This is a genomic window from Streptomyces sp. B5E4 (assembly GCF_039871555.1).
Taxonomy (GTDB): Bacteria; Actinomycetota; Actinomycetes; order Streptomycetales; family Streptomycetaceae; genus Streptomyces.
The window spans coordinates 22790-42359 of sequence record NZ_JBDPMI010000042.1; the positions used below are offsets into that span (position 1 = coordinate 22790).

The following is a 19570-nucleotide window of genomic DNA, read 5'->3' on the forward strand; positions in this document are numbered from 1 at the left end:
CACCTTGCCGTTCCGGCCGTACGAAGCTCACGACACGGCGCCGGTACGCACCGTCAGTACGCGGCGCCGGACACCGTCAGGACACCGACCGGATCCGCAGCACCAGCGCGCTGCCGCCGAGCGTCAGCACCGCCGACATCGCGAACAGCGCCGGATAGCCGGCCAGCCACACGACCGGCCCGGCGAGGGCCGGAGCGAGCAGGTTGGGCGCCGTGTTCGCCACGTTGACCAGGCCCATGTCCTTCGCCCGGTCCGCGGCGGACGGCAGCACCTCCGTCAGCAGCGCCGAGTGCACCGCCAGGTACACACCGAACCCCGTGCCCAGCACGGCCGCGGCGGCCACCACGGCCGGCCACGTCGGCGCCACCGCCATCACCACCGACGACACCGCCAGCACCGCGCCGGAACCCAGCACGAACACCTTGCGCCGCCCCAGCCGGTCCGACCAGTAGCCGCCGAGCACGATCGTCACCAGCAGGAACAGCGCCGTGACCGCGGTGAGCTGGAGGACCGCCTCGTCGGCGTCCGCCACCTTCACCTCGTCCTCCAGGTAGTACAGCAGGTACAGCGAGGCCGACGCGCCGCTGAGCTGGGTGATGAACCGGCTCGCCCACGCCCACCCGAAGTCCGGGTGCTTGCGCGGATCCAGCCACATGCCCCGCCACACCGTGCGCATCTGCGGCCGCGCCGACTCCGGCAGCGGATCGTCCTTCGTCAGCAGCACGAACGGCAGGGCGAAACCGACGACGGCCACCCCCAGGGCCACGTACCCCGGACGCCCCGGCACGAGCGCCGACGCCACCGCCGCCCCCAGCACCGCGCCGAGCACCTGCGGCAGGTTCGTCCAGCCCGATACCAGCCCTCGCTGCGCCACCGGCACCCGGTCCGGGATCGCGGCGGTCAGCGACGCGAGCATCATGTTCAGGCCGACCTGGACGAACACCCAGGCGATGATGACGCCGGCGAGGGTGTCCTGCGGCGCCAGCGCCGCCAGGGACACGGCGGCCAGCAGCGCCCCCGTCACCGTCCACGGCCGCCGCCGGCCCAGCCTGCTCGTCGTACGGTCCGACAGCGCTCCGCACAGCGGCGTGGCCACCAGTGCCGCCAGCGCGCCCGCGGCCGTCACCCAGCCCAGCAGCGCCTTCTTGTTGTCCGGCGAGATGCTCTCGATCTGGTCGGGCAGCAGCACCTGGAGCGGCGCCATGAAGGCCATCCAGACCCCCATGTTGGCCAGCACCAGCAGGAAGGTCCACTTCCGGCCGACCGGCTCGGTCGGCTCCGCCAGCGCCGCCGGCGTGGTGACCGCCGGCGGCTCCGGGCCCCGTACGGGCGCGCTCACCGTATGACCTGGGCTTCCGGCGTTCTGGGCACGACCGTCGCGTCCGAACGCCCCCAGAACATGCGCATCTCCCGGATCAGACCGTCGGCCCCCACCCGCAGCATCGCCACGAAGTTCACCGACAGCCGGCTCCCCGCGGGCAGCCGCGCGTCGTCCAGCTCGGCCCGGCACGGCAGCAGCACGTGCTCGCCGTCCAGCGACGCCACCGGCTCCCCGGGCGTCTCCCGTACGTGGTTGGCCACCGCCTGCGCCAGATGCGTACGCACCGCGGGCCGCCCCGTCAGCGCACCGCTGCCGACCGGATCCTCATACCTGACGTCGGTCGCGAAGAGCGCAAGCGCACCGTCGACGTCGCCGTCGTTGAGGAGGCGGCAGTACTCCAGCGCCACCCGCTTGCGTGCTGCCTCATCAGGCATTCGAGTTCCTTCCCAGATCCTTGTCGATAAAGGCGAAGAGTTCGTCGCTGGACGCCGTCTGCAGCCGGTCGGACACCCCGTCCTCCCGCTCCCTGTCGGCCCCGAGCCGTGCCAGCACCGCCGAGAGCCGCTGCGCGACGCGGTCGCGTACGGCCTCGTCCTGGCCGACCGCGGACAACGCCGCGTCCAGCCGGTCCAGTTCGGCCAGCGGATCGACGGGCGCGGAATGCGGCACGGCCGGGCCGCCGTCGGCGAACAGCTCCTCGTCCAGCAACTCCGCGACGGCCGCCGGCGAGGGGTGGTCGAAGACGAGGGTGGCGGGCAGTCGCAGCCCGGTCGCGGCATTGAGCCGGTTGCGCAGCTCCACGGCGGTCAGTGAGTCGAAGCCGAGGTCCTTGAACGCCTTCTCCGGCGGCGCCGAGGACGTCGATGCATGGCCCAGCACCGCGGCCACGTGCCCGGAGACCAGCTCCACCAGAGCCTCGGCCCGCTCCGCGGGCTCCAGCCCGGCCAGCCGGCCGACCAGATCCGCAGCCCCGCGCCCGGCCGCACCCGCGGCCCGCCGGGCCGGCCGCGCCAGTGCGCGCAGCAGGGGCGGCGCCGTCTCCGCGTCGAGCTGCCCGGTCGACACCCCGGCGGGCAGCAGCACCGCCGGGCCGCCCGGGGCCGTGGCCGCGTCGAACAGCGCCATGCCCTGCTCGTTGGTCAGCGGCACGAGTCCCGAACGCCGCAGCTTGCCCACGTCCGCCTGGTCGAGGTGGCCGGTCATGCCGGACTGTTCGGCCCAGTAGCCCCAGGCGAGGCTGACGGCGGGCAGGCCCTGGCGGGTGCGGTGGTGGGCGAGGGTGTCGAGGAAGGTGTTGGCGGTGGCGTAGTTGGCCTGTCCGGGGGCGCCGAGGGTGGCGGCGGCGGAGGAGTAGAGGACGAAGGTGTCGAGCTTGAGACCTTGGGTGAGTTCGTGCAGGTTCCAGGCTGCGTCGACCTTCGGTTGGAGGGCGGTGGTGAGGTGGTCGGGGGTGAGGTTGGGGAGGGTGGCGTCGGCGAGTGCGCCGGCGGTGTGGACGACGGCGGTCAGCGGGTGCTCTTCCGGAATGGTGTCGAGGAGAGCGGTGAGCTGGTCGCGGTCGGCGGTGTCGCAGGCGGCGATGCGCACGTCGGCGCCGAGGGCGGTGAGTTCGTCGCGCAGCTCGGTGGCTCCGGTCGCGTCGGGGCCGGAGCGGCTGGTGAGCAGCAGATGGCGTGCGCCGTGGGCGGTGACGAGGTGGCGGGCGGTGTGGGCGCCGAGGGTGCCGGTGCCGCCGGTGATCAGGACGGTGCCCTCCGGCTGGAGGGTGAGCGCCCGGTCGGGGGCGGCGGTGTGGCGGGTGAGCCGGGGTGCGAGCATTTGGCCGCCGCGCAGGGCGAGTTGGGGTTCGTCCAGGGTGAGTGCGGCGGGTAGGGCGGCCTCGCTGTCGGGGTGTCCGTCGGTGTCGACGACCGTGATCCGGCCGGGGTTCTCACTCTGGGCGCTGCGGATCAGGCCCCAGAGGGGTGCGTGGACGAGGTCGGTGACGTCCTCGTCGTCGGCGGTGGCGACGGCGCGGCTGGTGAGGACGACGAGGTGCCGGTCCGCGTTCGCCTCGTCGGCCAGCCATTCCTGTACGTGGCCGAGGGCCTGCGCGACGGCCCGGTGGACCCGGTCCGGCATCGGGAGGGAGGCGTCGTCGGCGAGCTGGGCGTACGCGCGGTCGGCGAGCGCCTCCGTCGGCGGGGCGGTGAGCAGCGCGGCCCAGTCGGGTGCGGGCGCGGTGCCCGGCGCGGCGGGGAGCGGCGACCAGGCCATGGCGAAGAGCCGGTTCCGGGTGGCGGCCCCCGCGGCCGGGAGCTGCGAGACGTCCACCGGACGGAGGGTCAGCGCGTCGATCCGCGCCACCGCCGCACCCTGCGGGTCGCTCAGCTCCACGGTGACGGTCGTCGGACCGCTCGGGGTCACCCGCGCCCGTACGGACGTGGCCTCGGTGGCGTACAGCTCGACTCCCGACCAGGAGAACGGCAGTTGGACACCGTCGCCGTCGGCGGAGCCGAGGGCGAGCGCGTGCAGGGTGGCGTCGAGCAGCGCCGGGTGGAGCCCGTAACCGCTCGCCGCGGTGTCGGCGTCGAGGCCGACCTCGGCGTACACGTCGTCGCCCTTGCGCCAGGCCGCGGTGAGCCCCTGGAAGGCGGGGCCGTACTGGTAGCCGTGAGCGGCGAGGTCGTCGTAGAGGGTGTCCGTGGCCAGCGCCTCGGCACCCTGCGGGGGCCAGACGGCCATGCCGGTGTCCACGGGGGCCGGCGTCGACTCCGAGAGCACACCGGTGGCGTGCAGGGTCCACTCCGCGCCGTCCTCGTCCGCGGCCTGCCGCGAGTGGACGGTGACGGACGACCGGCCCGCGTCGTCCCCGCCCACGGACACGTGCAGCTGAACCGTCCCCCTCTCGGGGAGCACGAGGGGCGCCTGGAGGGTGAGTTCCGCCAGGTGGGGGTGGCCGGTGTGGTCGCCTGCGTGCAGAGCCAGCTCCACGAACGCCGTGCCGGGAAGCAGCACGACGTCGCCGACGGCGTGGTCGGCGAGCCACGGGTGCGTGGCGAGGGACAGCGTGCCCGTGAGGGTCGTGCCGCCGGTGCCGGGGTGCTCGATGGCCGCGCCGAGGAGGGCGTGTGCGGCCCCGGTGAGGCCGAGGGCGGCGGGATCGCCGCCGTCGGTGGCGGGGGCGTGGAGCCAGTAGTGCTCGTGCTGGAAGGGGTAGGTGGGCAGGTCGGCGGGCGTGGTGGGGGTGGCGTGCCACTCGACGGGGGCGCCGTGGGTGTGGAGGTGTGCGAGAGCGAGGCGGAGTTGGGTGGGGGAGTGCTCGTGGCGGCGCAGGGTGCCGGTGACCGTCAGGGCGGCTTCGCTCTCGGCGGGGGTGTCGGCGATGGCGGTGGTGAGGGTGGGGTGGGGGCTGGTTTCGACGTAGGTGGTGTGTCCGTCGGTGATCAGCCGGTTGAGGGTGTCGTGGAAGCGGACGGTTTCACGGAGGTTGGTGTACCAGTAGTCGGCGGTGAGTCCGGTGGTGTCGAACTCTTCGCCGGTGACGGTCGAGTAGAAGGGGGTCGATGCCTCGACCGGTTCCAGGCCCGCCAGTGTGTCGAGGAGTGTCTCGCGGAGTGCGGTGACGTGGGGTCCGTGGGAGGCGTAGTCGACGGGCAGCAGCCGGTTCCGTACACCGGCTTCTTCGCACTGGGCCAGATACGCCTTGACGGCGTCGGTGTCGCCGGAGATCACGGTGGCGGTGGGGCTGTTGACCACGGCGACGGACAGCTTGCCGTCCCATGCGGCGATCTCTTCCGCGATCTGGGTGTGGGGCAGTGCGACGGAGGCCATGGTGCCCTGCCCGGACAGGACGCGGATGGCCTGGCTGCGCAGGCACACGACCTTCGCGGCGTCCTCAAGGGTGAGGGCTCCGGCGATGTGGGCGGCGGCGATCTCGCCCTGGGAGTGGCCGATGACCGCATCCGGGCTGATGCCGTGGTGCTGCCACAGCCGGGCGAGGCTGACCATGACGGCGAACAGCGCGGGCTGGACGACGTCCACCCGCTCCAGCAACGCGCCCTCGGGATCGGCCAGGACGTCGGTGAGCGACCAGTCGTCCGCGTAAACGGCAAGGGCCGCCTCGCAGTCCGCGATGGCCTGGGCGAAGACCGGCTCGGTCTCGATCAGGTCGGCGGCCATGCCCGCCCACTGCGCACCCTGACCCGGGAACACGAACACCGTCTTCCCACCCGGCCGCACAGTCCCGCTGACCACCCGGGCGGAAGGCTGCCCCGCCGCGAACGCGGCGAGACCGTCCAGCAGTTCGTCCCGCTCCCCGCCGACGACCACCGCACGGTGGCCGAGGGCGGAACGGGTGCTGATCAGCCCGTGGGCCGCCTGGGCCGGGGTGATCTCAGCGTGCTCGCTCAGGTGGCTGTGGAGCCGCGCGGCCTGGTCGGCCACCGCCTGCGGCGTGTGGCCGGAGATCGGCCACACCACCACTCCGGCGGCCGGCTCGGCCGTCTCCTGCTCGTGCTCGGGTTCCTGGGCCTGCTCGATGATGACGTGGGCGTTGGTGCCGCTCATCCCGAACGACGAAATGCCCGCCCGCCGCGGCCGCTCCTCGTCCAGCGTCCACGGCCGCTGCTCGGTGAGCAACTGCACGGCGCCCGCGGTCCAGTCGATGTGCGACGAGGGCTCATCGACGTGCAGCGTCTGGGGAAGCACGCCTTCCCGCATCGCCATGACCATCTTGATGACGCCGCCGACACCGGCGGCGGCCTGGGTGTGCCCGATGTTCGACTTCAGCGAGCCCAGCCACAGCGGCGAACCCTCCGGCCGGTCCTGGCCGTACGTCGCCAGGACCGCCTGCGCCTCGATCGGGTCGCCCAGGGTCGTTCCCGTGCCATGGGCTTCGACGGCGTCCACGTCCGAGGTCGACAAACCGGCATTGGCCAGCGCCTGCCGGATCACCCGCTGCTGCGACGGACCGTTCGGCGCGGTGAGACCGTTCGACGCGCCGTCCTGGTTGACCGCCGAACCGCGTACCACCGCGAGCACCTTGTGCCCGTTCCGGCGGGCATCCGACAGCCGCTCGACGAGCAGCAGTCCCACGCCCTCCGACCAGCCCGTGCCGTCGGCTCCGTCCGCGAACGGCTTGCAGCAGCCGTCGGGCGCCAGACCGCGCTGCCGGCTGAAGACGACGAAGGCGTTGGGCGTGGCCATGATCGTCACGCCGCCCGCCAGCGCGAGATCGCACTCGCCCTGGCGGAGGGACTGCGCCGCCATGTGCAGCGCCACCAGCGACGACGAACACGCCGTGTCCACCGTCACCGCCGGCCCTTCCAGGCCCAGCGTGTACGCGATCCGGCCCGACGCGATGCTCGCGAGGCTGCCGGTGCCGAGGTAGCCCTCAAGCTCCTCCGAGATACTCCCCAGCCGGGAGAAGTAGTCCTGCGACGTGAGGCCGGTGAACACGCCGGTCTGACTGCCGTGCAGCGACTGCGGGTCGATGCCCGCGCGCTCGAACGTCTCCCACGCCGTCTCCAGCAGCAGCCGCTGCTGCGGATCCGTGGCCAGCGCCTCGCGCGGGCTGATCCGGAACAGGTCGGCGTCGAACTTCGCCGCGTCGTGCAGGAATCCGCCCCGGTGCGTCGTGGACGTACCCGCGTGGTCGGGGTCGGGATTCAGCAGGCTGTCCAGGTCCCAGCCCCGGTCGTCGGGGAACGGGCCGATACCGGTGCGCCCCTCCGCCAGCAGCCGCCACAGGTCCTCCGGCGAGGCGACGTCGCCGGGGAAGCGGCAGGCCATGCCGACGATCGCGATCGGCTCGTCGTCGGCCCGCGCGGCGGCCGCGGTGCGGGCCCGCGGGGCGTCGGTCCCGGCGTCGGCGCCGAGGAGCTGCCCGAGGAGGAACTTGGTGAGCGCCCGCGGGTTCGGGTGGTCGAAGACCACGGTCGTCGGGAGCTGGACGCCGGTGGCGGCGCCGAGGCGGTTGCGCAGTTCGACGGCGGTCAGCGAGTCGAAGCCGAGGTCCTTGAACGCCCGGTCGGCGGCCACCTCCCCGGTGCGGCCGAGGACCGCCGCCACGTGCTGGCCGACCAGCGTGAGCACGCGCTCCTGCCGGGCCGCGGGGGACAGGTCGGCGAGCGTACGGGCCAGCCCTCCCGCCGCGCCGGGCCCTGCCGCGGCGGCGACCCGCCGCGCGGGACGTACCAGACCGCGCATCATCGGCGGGACACTGCCGCCCGCGGCCAGCCGCGCCGGATCGAGGTCGATCGGCAGCAGCGCGGGCGCGCCTGCGGCCAGCGCCGAGGCGAAGAGCCGGAGCCCGGTCTCCGTCCGCAGCGGCCGGACGCCGCCGCGAGCCAGGCGGTCGGTGTCCGCCTGGCTCATGTGCCCCGTCATGCCGCTGGCCTCGGCCCAGTAGCCCCAGCCCAGCGACAGGGCGTGCTGCCCGCGGCCGTGCCGGTGCAGCGCGAGGGCGTCGAGGAAGGCGTTGGCGGCGGCGTAGTTGGCCTGGCCGGGCGCGCCCAGGCCGGCCGCGGCGGAGGAGAAGAGGACGAAGGTGTCGACGCCGCGCTCGGCGGTCAGCTCGTGCAGGTTCCACGCCGCGTCCACCTTCGGCCGGCGGACCGTCGCCAGGTGGGCCGGCGTGAGCTGCTCGGTCGTGGCGTCGTCGAGCACGCCGGCGGCGTGCACGACGCCGGTGAGCGGGTGGTCGTCGCTGACGGTGTCGAGGAGGGCGGCGAGTCGGTCGCGGTCGGCGGTGTCGCAGGCGGTGATCTGGACGGTGGCGCCGAGTGCGGTGAGTTCTTCGTGGAGGGTGCGGGCGCCGGGGGCGTCGGGTCCTGACCTGCTGGTGAGCAGGAGGTTCCGGACGCCGTGGGCGGTGACGAGGTGGCGGGCGACGTGGGCGCCGAGGACGCCGGTGCCGCCGGTGACCAGGACGGTGCCGTCCGGGTCGATCGGGGCCGGGATCGTCAGCACGACCTTGCCGACGTGCCTCGCCTGGCTCAGGAACCGGATCGCCTGCTGGGCGTCGTGGATGTCCCAGGCCGTGACGGGCAGCGGGGCGAGCGCCCCGCCGGCGAACAGCTCGCCCAGCTCCCGCAGCATCTCCTGGATGCGGTCCGGGCCGGCGTCACCCAGGTCGAAGACCTGGTACGTCCGGCCGGGGTACTCCTCCGCGACCGTCTCCGCGTCCCGGATGTCGGTCTTGCCGATCTCGACGAACCGGCCGCCGTCACCGAGGAGCCGCAGTGAGGCGTCGGTGAAGTCCCCGGCCAGGGAGTTCAGTACGACGTCCACGCCGCTGTCCTCGGTCGCCGTACGGAACCGCTCCTCGAAGTCCAGCGTCCGCGACGACGCGATACGGGCGTCAGGCAGCCCGTACTCCCGCAGCACGTGCTGCTTGGGCGCGCTCGCCGTGGCGTAGACCTCCAGCCCCCAGTGCTCGGCGAGGTGGAGGGTGGCCGTCCCCACGCCGCCCGTCGCCGCGTGCAGCAGCAGCCGCTCGCCCGCCTGCACGCCGGCCAGGTCGGACAGACCGTAGTACGCGGTGAGATAGACGATCGGCACCGTCGCCGCCTCGGCGAAGGTCCAGCCGTCGGGGATGCGGGTGACCAGGCGTGCGTCCGTCATGGTGATCGGCCCGGTGCCGGACAGCAGGCCCATCACCCGGTCGCCGACCGCGACATGGGTGACGTCGGGCGCCACCTCCAGCACGACGCCGGCGCCCTCGCCGCCCAGCGAGCGCACGTCGGCCACCATCCCGAGCGCGACGACGACGTCGCGGAAGTTCAGCCCCGCGGCGCGCAGCGCGATACGGACCTGGCCGGGCTCCAGCGGCGCGGCGGCCTCCGGGAAGTCGACCAGCCGGACGTCCTCCACCGTCCCGCCGCCGGTCACGCCGAGGCGCCATGCCAGCGCGTCCGCGGGCGGCGTCAGCCGCTCCGGCGCCGGGTGGCGGGCCAGCCGGGGCGCGTGGAACGTACCGTCGCGCAGCGCGAGCTGGGGTTCGTCCAGGGTGAGCGCGAGGGCCACTTCCGCGGGCGTGGGCGTGCGGTCGGTGTCGAGGAGCGTGATGCGGTCCGGGTGCTCGGTCTGGACGCTGCGGATCATGCCCCACAGCGGGGCGTGCACCAGGTCGGTCGGGTGCTCCCCGGCGCGGGCCGCGACGGCACCGCCGGTCAGGACCACCAGACGGGAGTCCGCTGCGCCCTCGTCGGCCAGCCAGCCCTGGAGCGCGGCCAGCGCCTGCTCGCTCGCGGCCTGGACGCGCTCGGGCAGCGGCAGTTCCCCGGCCTCGTCGAGGCGGTCGAGGACATCGGCGTCCGGCGCGGCCTCGGCGCCGGCGAGGAGGAACGTGTACCGCTGCTCCCGCGGCTCCTCCGGCGGTGTGAGCTGCGTCCAGGCCACGCTGAACAGCCGGCTGTCAGCGTCCGGTGCGGGCGCCGACAGTTGCGCCGGGTCGACGGGCCGCAGGGTGAGTGCGCGAACCCGGGCGACGGGCTGGCCCGTCGCATCTGCGAGGTGCAGGGTGACGTTGCGGGGGTCGGAGCGCTCGATGCGTACGCGCGCGGCCGTGGCCCCGGTCGCGTACAGGCTGACACCCGCCCAGGAGAAGGGCAGCGCGACCTCCGCGTCGTCCCCGCCGCTCCGGGTGTCGGCGCCCAGGGTGTGCAGGGCGGCGTCGAGGAGCGCGGGGTGGATGCCGTACCCGGTCACGTCGGTGGCGGGGTCGAGGCCGACCTCGGCGTACAGGTCGTCGCCCTGGCGCCAGGCCGCGGTGAGCCCGCGGAACGCGGGGCCGTAGCCGTAGCCGCGCTCGGCCAGGTCGTCGTACAGGGTGTCCACCGGCAGCGCCACGCCGTCCGCCGGCGGCCAGGCGCCGAGGTCCGCGCCCGCCGGGTCGCCGTCCTCGTCGGCGAGGACGCCGACGGCATGGGTCACCCACGGCTCGTCGTCGGCCTGCCGCGTGTGTACGGAGACGGGGCTGCGGCCCTGGTCGTCCTCCGGGCCGACGGTGACCTGGAGCTGCAGCGTCGCGTCCTGGGGGATGACGAGGGGGGTCTGCAGGGTGAGTTCGGCCAGGTGGGGGTGCGCGGTCCGGTCGCCCGCGTGGAGGGCGAGGTCGACGAGCGCGGCGCCGGGGAGGAGGACCGTGCCGGCGACGGCGTGGTCGCCGAGCCAGGGATGGCTGCGGAGAGAGACCTGTCCCGTGAAGCTGAAGGTGCCCGAGTTGTCGGCGTGCTGAAGCGACGCGGGGAGGAGGGGGTGGTCGGTGTGCTGGAGGCCGAGGGACGCCGGGTCGCCGCCGGTGGCGGGGACGTCGAGCCAGTAGGTCTGGTGCTGGAAGGGGTAGGTGGGCAGGTCGGCCGGAGCGGTGGGAGTGGTGTGCCAGTCGACGGCCGTGCCGTGGGCGTGCAGGTGCCCGAGGGCGAGGCGGAACTGGGTGGGGGAGTGCTCGTGCCGCCGGAGGGATCCGGTCACGGTCACGGGCGTGTCGGTGCCGGAGTCGGTGATGGCGGTGGTGAGGGTGGGGTGGGGGCTGGTCTCGACGTACGTGGTGTGTCCGCTGTCGACCAGGCGCGTGAGGGTGTCGTGGAAGCGGACGGTCTCACGCAGGTTGGTGTACCAGTAGTCGGCGGTCAGGCCGGTGGTGTCGAACTCCTCGCCGGTGACGGTCGAGTAGAAGGGGATCGATGCCGGGCCCGGCTCCAGGCCCGCGAGCGTGCTGAGCAGCGTCTCGCGGAGCGCGGTGACGTGGGGGCCGTGGGACGCGTAGTCCACCGGCAGCAGCCGATTGCGTACGCCCGCCTTCTCGCACTGGGCGAGGTAGGCGGTTACGGCGTCGGTGTCGCCGGAGATCACGGTGGCGGTGGGGCTGTTGACGACCGCGACCGACAGCTTCCCGTCCCACGCGGCGATCCCGTCCGCGACCTGCGCGTGAGGAAGAGCGATGGACGCCATGGCGCCCTGGCCGGACAGGGCGCGGATGGCCCGGCTGCGCAGGCACACGACCTTTGCCGCGTCCTCAAGCGTGAGGGCCCCGGCGATGTGGGCGGCGGCGATCTCGCCCTGGGAGTGGCCGATGACCGCGTCGGGCTTGATGCCGTGGTGCTGCCACAGCCGCGCGAGGCTGACCATGACCGCGAACAGCGCGGGCTGGACCACGTCCACCCGCTCCAGCAACACACCTTCCGGATCGGCCAGGACGTCGGTGAGCGACCAGTCGTCCGCGTAGACGGACAGCGCCGCCTCGCACTCCGCGATCGCCTGGGCGAACACCGGCTCGGTCTCGATCAGGTCGGCGGCCATGCCCGCCCACTGCGCACCCTGACCCGGGAAGACGAACACCGTCTTGCCCTCGGAGCGCACATCTCCGGTGACGACCCGCGCGGACGGCTCGCCCGCGGCGATCGCGGCCAGGCCCTCCAGCAGTTCGTCCCGCTCGCCGCCCACGACGACCGCCCGGTCGCCGAGCGCCGGTCGCGTGGTGACCAGGCTGTGGGCGACGCCGGCCGGAGTGATCTCGGGGCGTTCGGTCAGGTAGGCGTGCAGTCGACCGGCCTGATCGGCGAGCGCCTGGGGCGTGTGGCCGGAGACCGGCCACACCACCACCCCGCCCGGCTCGACCACGGCGGGCGCCGCCTCGGGCTCCGGGGCCTGCTCGATGATGACGTGGGCGTTGGTGCCGCTCATCCCGAACGACGACACCCCCGCACGCCGCGGCCGCTCCTCGTCGACCGTCCACGGGCGCTGCTCGGTCAGCAGCCGTACCCCGCCCGCGGTCCAGTCGATGTGCGACGAGGGCTCGTCCACGTACAGCGTTTGCGGCAGCACGCCTTCCCGCATCGCCATCACCATCTTGATGACGCCGCCGACACCGGCCGCGGCCTGGGTGTGCCCGAGGTTCGACTTCAGCGACCCCAGCCACAGCGGCGTGTCTTCTGCGCGGTCCTTCCCGTAGGTCGCGAGCAGTGCCTGCGCCTCGATCGGGTCGCCCAGGGTCGTTCCCGTGCCGTGCGCCTCGACGGCGTCCACGTCCGAAGTCGACAAACCGGCATTGGCCAGCGCCTGCCGGATCACCCGCTGCTGCGACGGACCGTTCGGCGCCGTCAACCCGTTCGACGCACCGTCCTGGTTCACCGCGGAACCACGCACCACCGCCAAGATGCGGCGCCCGTTGCGTACGGCGTCCGACAGCCGCTCCACGAGCAGCAGCCCGACACCCTCCGACCAGCCCGTCCCGTCGGCGCCGGCCGCGAACGGCTTGCAGCGCCCGTCCGGTGCCAGTCCGCCCTGGCGGCTGAACTCGGTGAAGCAGCCGGGTGTGGCCATCACCGTCACCCCGCCCGCCAGCGCGAGCGTCGACTCGCCGCTGCGCAGCGACTGGCACGCCAGGTGCAGCGTCACCAGCGACGACGAGCACGCCGTGTCCACCGTCACCGCCGGGCCCTCAAGCCCGAACGTGTACGACACGCGCCCGGAGGCGATGCTCAGCGCGCTGCCGATGCCGACCTGCCCCTCGAAGCCCTCCGGGGTCTCGGTCAGCCGGGACAGGTAGTCCTGGGAGATGACGCCCGCGAAGACGCCGGTGGCGGTGTTCCGCAGCGTGTGCGGGTCGATGCCGGCCCGTTCGAACGCCTCCCACGCCGTCTCCAGCAGCAGCCGGTGCTGCGGGTCGGTGGCCAGCGCCTCGCGAGGGCTGATCCGGAACAGCTCGGCGTCGAACTCGGCCGCGTCGTAGAGGAATCCGCCCTGCGACGTGGCGGACGTCCCCAGGCGCTCCGGGTCCGGGTCCATGAGCCGGTCGAGGTCCCAACCGCGGTCCTCGGGGAAGGCCCCGATACCGTCGCGGCCCTCGCTCACCAGCCGCCACAGGTCCTCCGGCGAGGCGACACCGCCGGGGAAGCGGCAGGCCATGCCGATGATCGCGATCGGCTCGTCCTCGTCGGCGCGCGGGCCGACGGCGGGGGAGAGCGCCGTCTGCGGCAGCGCACCGAGCAGTTCGTCCAGTACGAAGCGAGCCAGCAGGGCCGGCGTCGGGTGGTCGAAGACCAGCGTCGTCGGCAGTTGCAGGCCGGTGGCCGCGGTGAGCCGGTTGCGCATCTCGACGGCCGTGAGCGAGTCGAAGCCCAGCTCGCGGAAGCTGCGGTCGGCGCCGACCGCGGTCGCGTCACCGAGGACCAGTACCGTCGCCACATGGCTGCGGACCAGGTCCAGGACGTGCCGCTCCCGGTTCTCGGGCGCCATCGCGGACAGTTCGTCGGCCAGTGACGAACCCCGGCCGCCACTGCGGGCGGCGCCCCGGCTCGCGGGCGTTGCGGCGGCCCGGCGCGGCTGCACCAGCGCGCGGAGCAGCGGCGGCGCGGTGGCGGGGTCGAGGACGCGGGTGTCCAGACCGGTCGGCAGCAGGAAGGGCCGGCTGCCGGACAGGCCCGCGTCGAGCAGTTCCAGGCCGTGCGCCGTGGTGAGCGGGACGACGCCCGCGCGGCTGACCCGCGCGACGTCGGCGTCGTCCAGGTGCCCGGTCATGCCGCTGGCCTCGGCCCACAGACCCCAGCCGAGCGAGGTGGCGGGCAGGCCGCGGCGGTGCCGCAGTGCCGCGAGGGCGTCGAGGAAGGTATTGGCCGTGGCGTAGTTGGCCTGGCCGGGCGCACCGAAGGTGGCGGCGGCGGAGGAGAACAGGACGAACGCGTCCAGCTCCAGGTGCTCGGTCAGCTCGTGCAGGTTCCAGGCGGCGTCCACCTTCGGGCGGAGGACGGCGGCGAGCTGTTCGGGGGTGAGGCGGTCCACGGTGGCGTCGTCGAGTACGCCCGCGGTGTGGACGACGGCGCGGAGCGGATGCGCGTCGCTCACCGTGTCGAGGAGGGTGGCGAGTCGGTCGCGGTCGGCGGCGTCGCAGGCAGCGATCCGTACCTCGGCGCCCAGGGCGGTGAGCTGGTCGTGCAGCTCGGTGGCGCCGGGGGCGTCGGGTCCTGACCTGCTGGTGAGCAGGAGGTTCCGGACGCCGTGGGCGGTGACGAGGTGGCGGGCGACGTGGGCGCCGAGGACGCCGGTGCCGCCGGTGACCAGGACGGTGCCGTCCGGGTCGATCGGGGCCGGGATCGTCAGCACGACCTTGCCGATGTGCCTCGCCTGGCTCAGATGACGCAGTGCCTCGGGCGCCCGCCGGATGTCCCAGGAGGTGACGGGCAACGGCCGCAGCACGCCGCTCTCGAACAGCTCCCGCAGCTCCTCCAGCATCTCCTGGATGCGGTCGGGACCGGCGTCACCGAGGTCGAACGCCTGGTACGTCGTGCCGGGGTACTCCTCGGCGACCGTCTCGGGGTCCCGGATGTCGGTCTTGCCGATCTCGACGAACCGGCCGCCGTCGCTCAGCAGCCGCAGCGAGGCGTCGGCGAACTCCCCGGCCAGGGAGTTCAGTACGACGTCCACTCCCGCGCCGTCGGTCGCCGTACGGAACTGCTCCTCGAAGTCCAGCGTCCGCGAGGACGCGATACGGGTGTCCTCGACCCCGTACTCCCGCAGCACGTGCTGCTTGCCGGAGCTGGCGGTGGACAGGACGTTTACGCCCCAGTGCCGCGCGAGTTGCAGGGTCGCCATGCCGACGCCACCGGCGCCGGCGTGCACGAGCAGCCGCTCGCCCGGCTCGACGGCCGCCAGGTCCACCAGCCCGTAGTAGGCGGTGAGGAAGACGATCGGCACGGTGGCCGCCTCCGCGAAGGACCAGCCCTCCGGGATACGGGACAGCAGCCGGGCGTCCGTGACGGTCACCGGGCCGGTGGTGGTGAACAGGCCCATCACCCGGTCGCCGGCCGCGAGATGGGTGACGTCGGGTGCGGCCTCCACGACGATGCCGGCGCCCTCGCCGCCCACGGCGCGCACGTCGGCCACCATGCCGAGCGTGACGACGACGTCGCGGAAGTTCAGCCCGCCGGCCCGTACCGCGACCCGCACCTCGCCGGGCCCCAGGTCCGCCCCCGCCTCCGGCGACGGGACGAGCGCGACGTCGTCCAGGGAGCCCTGGCCGGTCACGCCCAGGCACCAGTGGTCCTCGCCGGGCGGGGGGGTCAGCACGTCGTCGGCCGCGGACCGCCCCAGGCGGGCGGCGAGGGCACGGCCCTCGCGTACGGCGGTCTGCGGCTCTCCGCAGGCCAGGACGGCGCCGAGCGCCGCCACGGTACGAGGGTCGCCGTCCACGTCGAGCAGGAGGAAGCGGTCCGGGTGCTCCGACTGCGCGGAGCGCAGCAGCCCCCATGCGGCGGCCGCCACCAGGTCGGTCACCGGGTCGCCGGGCTCGGCGGCCACGGCCCCCGACGTCACGACGGCGAGCCGGGTGCCGGCCAGCCGCTCCTCCGCGAGCCAGCGCTGGACGAACTCCAGCAGCCGGGTGTTCGACTCCCGCACCCGTGCGGGCAGGGGCGAATCGCCGGGGTCGCCCACCGGCAGCAGGACCGTGGCCGGGACCTCGTCGCCGGCGAGGAGCGCTTCGAGGTCCGCGACGGCCCGGCCGCCGCCGGCGCCGGGGACGCCGTCACCGCCGGCCGGCGGCGCGAGGAAGACGTACCCGGGGGTGGTGTCCGTCTCCGGGAGGGTGAGCGGGGCCCAGTCCAGCGTGAACAGGCTGTCGTGGTGCGGATCGGCCGCGGCGGCCTGCCGGAGCTGCGCGGCGTCCACCTGCCGCAGCGTCAGCGAACCGACCCGGCCCACGGGGCTGCCCGCCGGGTCGGCCAGCGTGATCCGCGCCGAGGTCGGCGTCACCCGGCGTACGTGGACGCGGAGGAAGTCGGCGCCGGTGGCGTGCAGTTCGACGTCGCTCCAGGAGAACGGAAGCTGCGTGCCCTCCTCGCCGCCGGGGGCCAGTCCGAGCGCGTGCAGGGCGGCGTCCAGGAGCGCCGGGTGGATGCCGTAGCCGCTCGGGTCGGTGCCGGTGTCCGCGGCGAGGGCGACCTCTGCGTACACGTCACCGTCCGCGGCACGCCAGGCGGCGGACAGACCGCGGAAGGCGGGGCCGTAGTGGTAGCCGTGCTCTGCGAGTTCGTCGTACAGCGACCCGACGGGCAGCGACTCGGCCCCGGCGGGCGGCCAGGCGGCGAGATCGACGGCCGGGTCGCCCTCCGGGCCGCCGGCGGGCGTCGCGGTGAGGAGACCCGTGGCGTGCGGGGTCCAGACGTCGCCGTCCTCGGCGCGCGAGTGGACCGTGACCGGACGCTGCCCGCTGCCGTCCGCGTCGGCGCCGGCGGTCACCTGGAGGTGGAGGGTGCCGTTCTCGGGGAGCACCAGCGGGGTCTGGAGGGTGAGTTCAGCCAGGTGGGGGTGGCCGGTGTGCTCGCCCGCGTGCAGCGCGAGGTCGACGAAGGCCGTGCCGGGGAGGAGGACCGTGCCGTCGACGGCGTGGTCCGCCAGCCAGGGGTGTGTACGCAGGCTCAGGCTGCCGGTGAACGTGACGGCGCCGGCGCCGTCCGCCAGCTCCATCGCCGCGCCGAGCAGCGCGTGCTCGGTACGCCGCAGCCCGAGGTGCCCCGGGTCGCCGGCCCAGGCGGGGGCGTTGAGCCAGTAGGTCCGGTGCTGGAACGCGTACGTGGGGAGGTCGACGGCGCCGGAGGTGCCGGGCCAGGCGAGGGGGGTGTGCGCGGTGTGGACCGTGGCGAGCGCCGTCGTCAGCGCCTCCACCTGCCCCCGTTTGCGCTGCTGCGCCGCCACGGCGGTGGCCGGGGCGGTGAGGGTGTCGGCGGTGAGGGTCGCCAGGGTGGTGTCGGGGCCGAGTTCGAGGTACGTGCTCGTGCCCGCCTGCTCCAGGTACGTCGTGACGGCGGCGTAATCGACGGTGTGACGCAACTGCCCGGCCCAGTACTCGGGCGAGGCCGCCTCGTCGGCGGTGAGGGGTTGTCCGGTGCGGTTGGAGACGACCGGCAGGGCCGGTGCCTGGGCGGCGGTCTCGGCGACTGCCGCGCGGAACTCCTCCAGGATCGGGTCCATGTGCGCGGAGTGGAACGCGTGGCTCACCCGCAGCCGCCGGGTGGTCACACCGGCCTCGGCGCACCGCTCGGCGACGGCGTCGACGGCCTGGGTGTCACCGGAGACGACCGTGGACACGGGGGAGTTGTGCGCGGCGATCGACGCGCCGTCGACGTCCTTGAGCAGCCCGGCAGCGGTGTCGCGGTCGGTGGCCATGGACAGCATGGCGCCGCCGGTGGGCAGGGTCCCCATGAGCCGGGCCCGGGTGGCGACCAGCCGGGCCGCGTCCGCGAGGGTCCATACGCCGGCGAGGTGGGCGGCGGTCAGCTCCCCGATGGAGTGACCGGCCAGGAAGTCCGGGCGGATGCCGAAGGATTCTGCGAGTCGGTAGAGGGCGACTTCGTAGGCGAAGAGTGCGGGCTGGGTGTAGGTGGTGTCGTCGAGCAGATCGGCTTCGGGGCTGTCGGCCTCGGCGAACATCAGCGGCTTGAGCGGCTGCGGCAGGTGGGTGTCCAGTGCCGTGCACGCCTCGTCCAGGGCCTCGGCGAACACGGGGTAGGTGTCGTACAACTCCGCGCCCATACCCGCGCGCTGTGCACCCTGGCCCGTGAACAGCAACGCCAGCTTGCCGCCGGCCGCCGTGCCCACGACGGCGCCCCGCACCGGCGTCTCCTCCGCCACGGCGGCGAGCCCGGCCAGCAACTCCTCGCGGTCCGCACCGAACACCACGCCCCGGTGGGCGAGCGCCGCCCGCGTCCGCAGCAACGCGGAGCCCACGGCCCGCGCGTCGGTGTCGGGGTTCTCCTCCAGCCAGGTGCGCAGCTTCCCGGCCTGGGCGGCGAGCGCCTCCGAGGTGTGACCCGACAGCGCCCAGACCGCCGGGCCCGGGGCCTGCTGCTCGTCCGCCGGCTCCTCTTCCTCCGCCGCGGCGGGCGGGCCCTCGATCACCACGTGGGCGTTCGTGCCGCTCATGCCGAACGACGAGACTGCGGCGCGCAACGGCCGCTCGGGGTGTGCCCACGCCCGCGGCTCCGTCAGCAGCCGGACGGTACCCCCGGACCAGTCGATGTGCGGCGACGGCTCGTCCACGTGCAGCGTGCGCGGCAGCACCCCCTCGTGCATCGCCATGACCATCTTGATGATGCCCGCAACGCCGGCGGCGGCCTGGGTGTGCCCGAGGTTCGACTTGACCGAGCCCAGCCACAGCGGTGCGTCGCCCGACCGCCCCTCGCCGTACGTGGCGAGCAGCGCCTGCGCCTCGATCGGGTCGCCCAGCGTCGTCCCCGTACCGTGCGCCTCGACGACGTCGACGTCGGCGGCGGTCAGGCCCGCGTTGGCGAGCGCCTGGCGGATCACCCGCTGCTGCGACGGGCCGTTGGGCGCCGTCAGGCCGTTGGAGGCCCCGTCCTGGTTGACGGCGGAGCCGCGCAGGACCGCGAGAACGGGGTGCCCGTTGCGCTGCGCGTCCGACAGCCGCTCGACCAGCAGCAGCCCGACGCCCTCCGACCACCCGGTCCCGTCCGCGGCGGCGGCGAACGGCTTGCAGCGCCCGTCCGGTGCAAGACCGCGCTGCCGGCTGAACTCCACGAACGTACCGGGCGTGGCCATCACCGTCACACCGCCGGCCAGCGCCAGCGTGCACTCGCCCTGGCGCAGCGCGTGCGCGGCCAGGTGCAGCGAGACGAGCGACGAGGAGCACGCCGTGTCCACGGTGACCGCGGGCCCCTCCAGGCCGAAGCTGTACGCCACCCGGCCGGAGGCGATGCTGCCCGCGCTGCCGTTGCCGACCTGCCCCTCGAAGCCGGCCGGCACCTGGTGCATCAGCCGCGAGGAGTAGTCGTTGTACATCACGCCGGTGAAGACACCCGTCCGGCTGCCCTGCACCGACTGCGGGTCGATACCCGCCCGTTCGAACGCCTCCCACGCCGTCTCCAGCAGCAGCCGCTGCTGCGGGTCGGTGGCCAGCGCCTCGCGCGGGCTCATGTGGAACAGCTCGGCGTCGAAGTCGGCGGCCTCGTGCAGGAACCCGCCCTCCCGCACGTACGACGTAGAGGGGTGGTCCGGGTCCGGGTGGTACAGCGACTCCACGTCCCAGTCGCGGCCGGAGGGGAACTCCCCGACCGCGTCCCGGCCTTCGTGCACCAGCCGCCACAGGTCCTCCGGCGAGCGGACGTCGCCGGGGTAGCGGCAGGCCATGCCGACGATGGCGATCGGCTCGTGCTCCTGGGACTCGGCGTCGTGAAGCCGCTGCCGGGTCTGGTGCAACTCGGCAATGACGCGTGCCAGGTAATCCCGCAGCTTGTCTTCGTCCGCCATCTG

At 74.1% G+C, this 19570-nt stretch carries 3 protein-coding genes; all 3 read right to left on the reverse strand.

Annotated features, from left to right (window positions below; translation table 11 throughout):
- Positions 1-76: 76 nt before the first annotated feature.
- Genes ABGA99_RS33730 through ABGA99_RS33740 form a run of 3 tightly spaced genes read right to left on the reverse strand, consistent with a single transcriptional unit; the run spans position 77 to position 19567 of the window.
- Positions 77-1339: an MFS transporter gene (locus ABGA99_RS33730; RefSeq protein ID WP_347584119.1), complete on the reverse strand. Its 1263-nt coding sequence runs from the start codon at positions 1337-1339 to the stop codon at positions 77-79.
- A complete protein-coding gene (locus tag ABGA99_RS33735; protein WP_347577752.1) occupies positions 1336-1755 on the reverse strand; it encodes a nuclear transport factor 2 family protein in 420 nt (139 codons plus the stop codon). The genes ABGA99_RS33730 and ABGA99_RS33735 overlap by 4 nt, the downstream gene beginning before the upstream one ends.
- The gene (locus ABGA99_RS33740) at positions 1748-19567 is read right to left on the reverse strand and encodes an SDR family NAD(P)-dependent oxidoreductase (protein WP_347584120.1); all 17820 of its coding nucleotides are present in this window, start codon (positions 19565-19567) and stop codon (positions 1748-1750) included. Before ABGA99_RS33740 ends, ABGA99_RS33735 begins: the two co-directional genes overlap by 8 nt.
- Positions 19568-19570 lie beyond the last annotated feature (3 nt).

What these genes read in the sequence shown, in the direction of transcription:
- ABGA99_RS33740 (WP_347584120.1), bottom strand. Translation starts at nt 19,567, where the DNA reads ATGGCGGACGAAGACAAGCTGCGGGATTACCTGGCACGCGTCATTGCC.
- ABGA99_RS33735 (WP_347577752.1), bottom strand. Translation starts at nt 1,755, where the DNA reads ATGCCTGATGAGGCAGCACGCAAGCGGGTGGCGCTGGAGTACTGCCGC.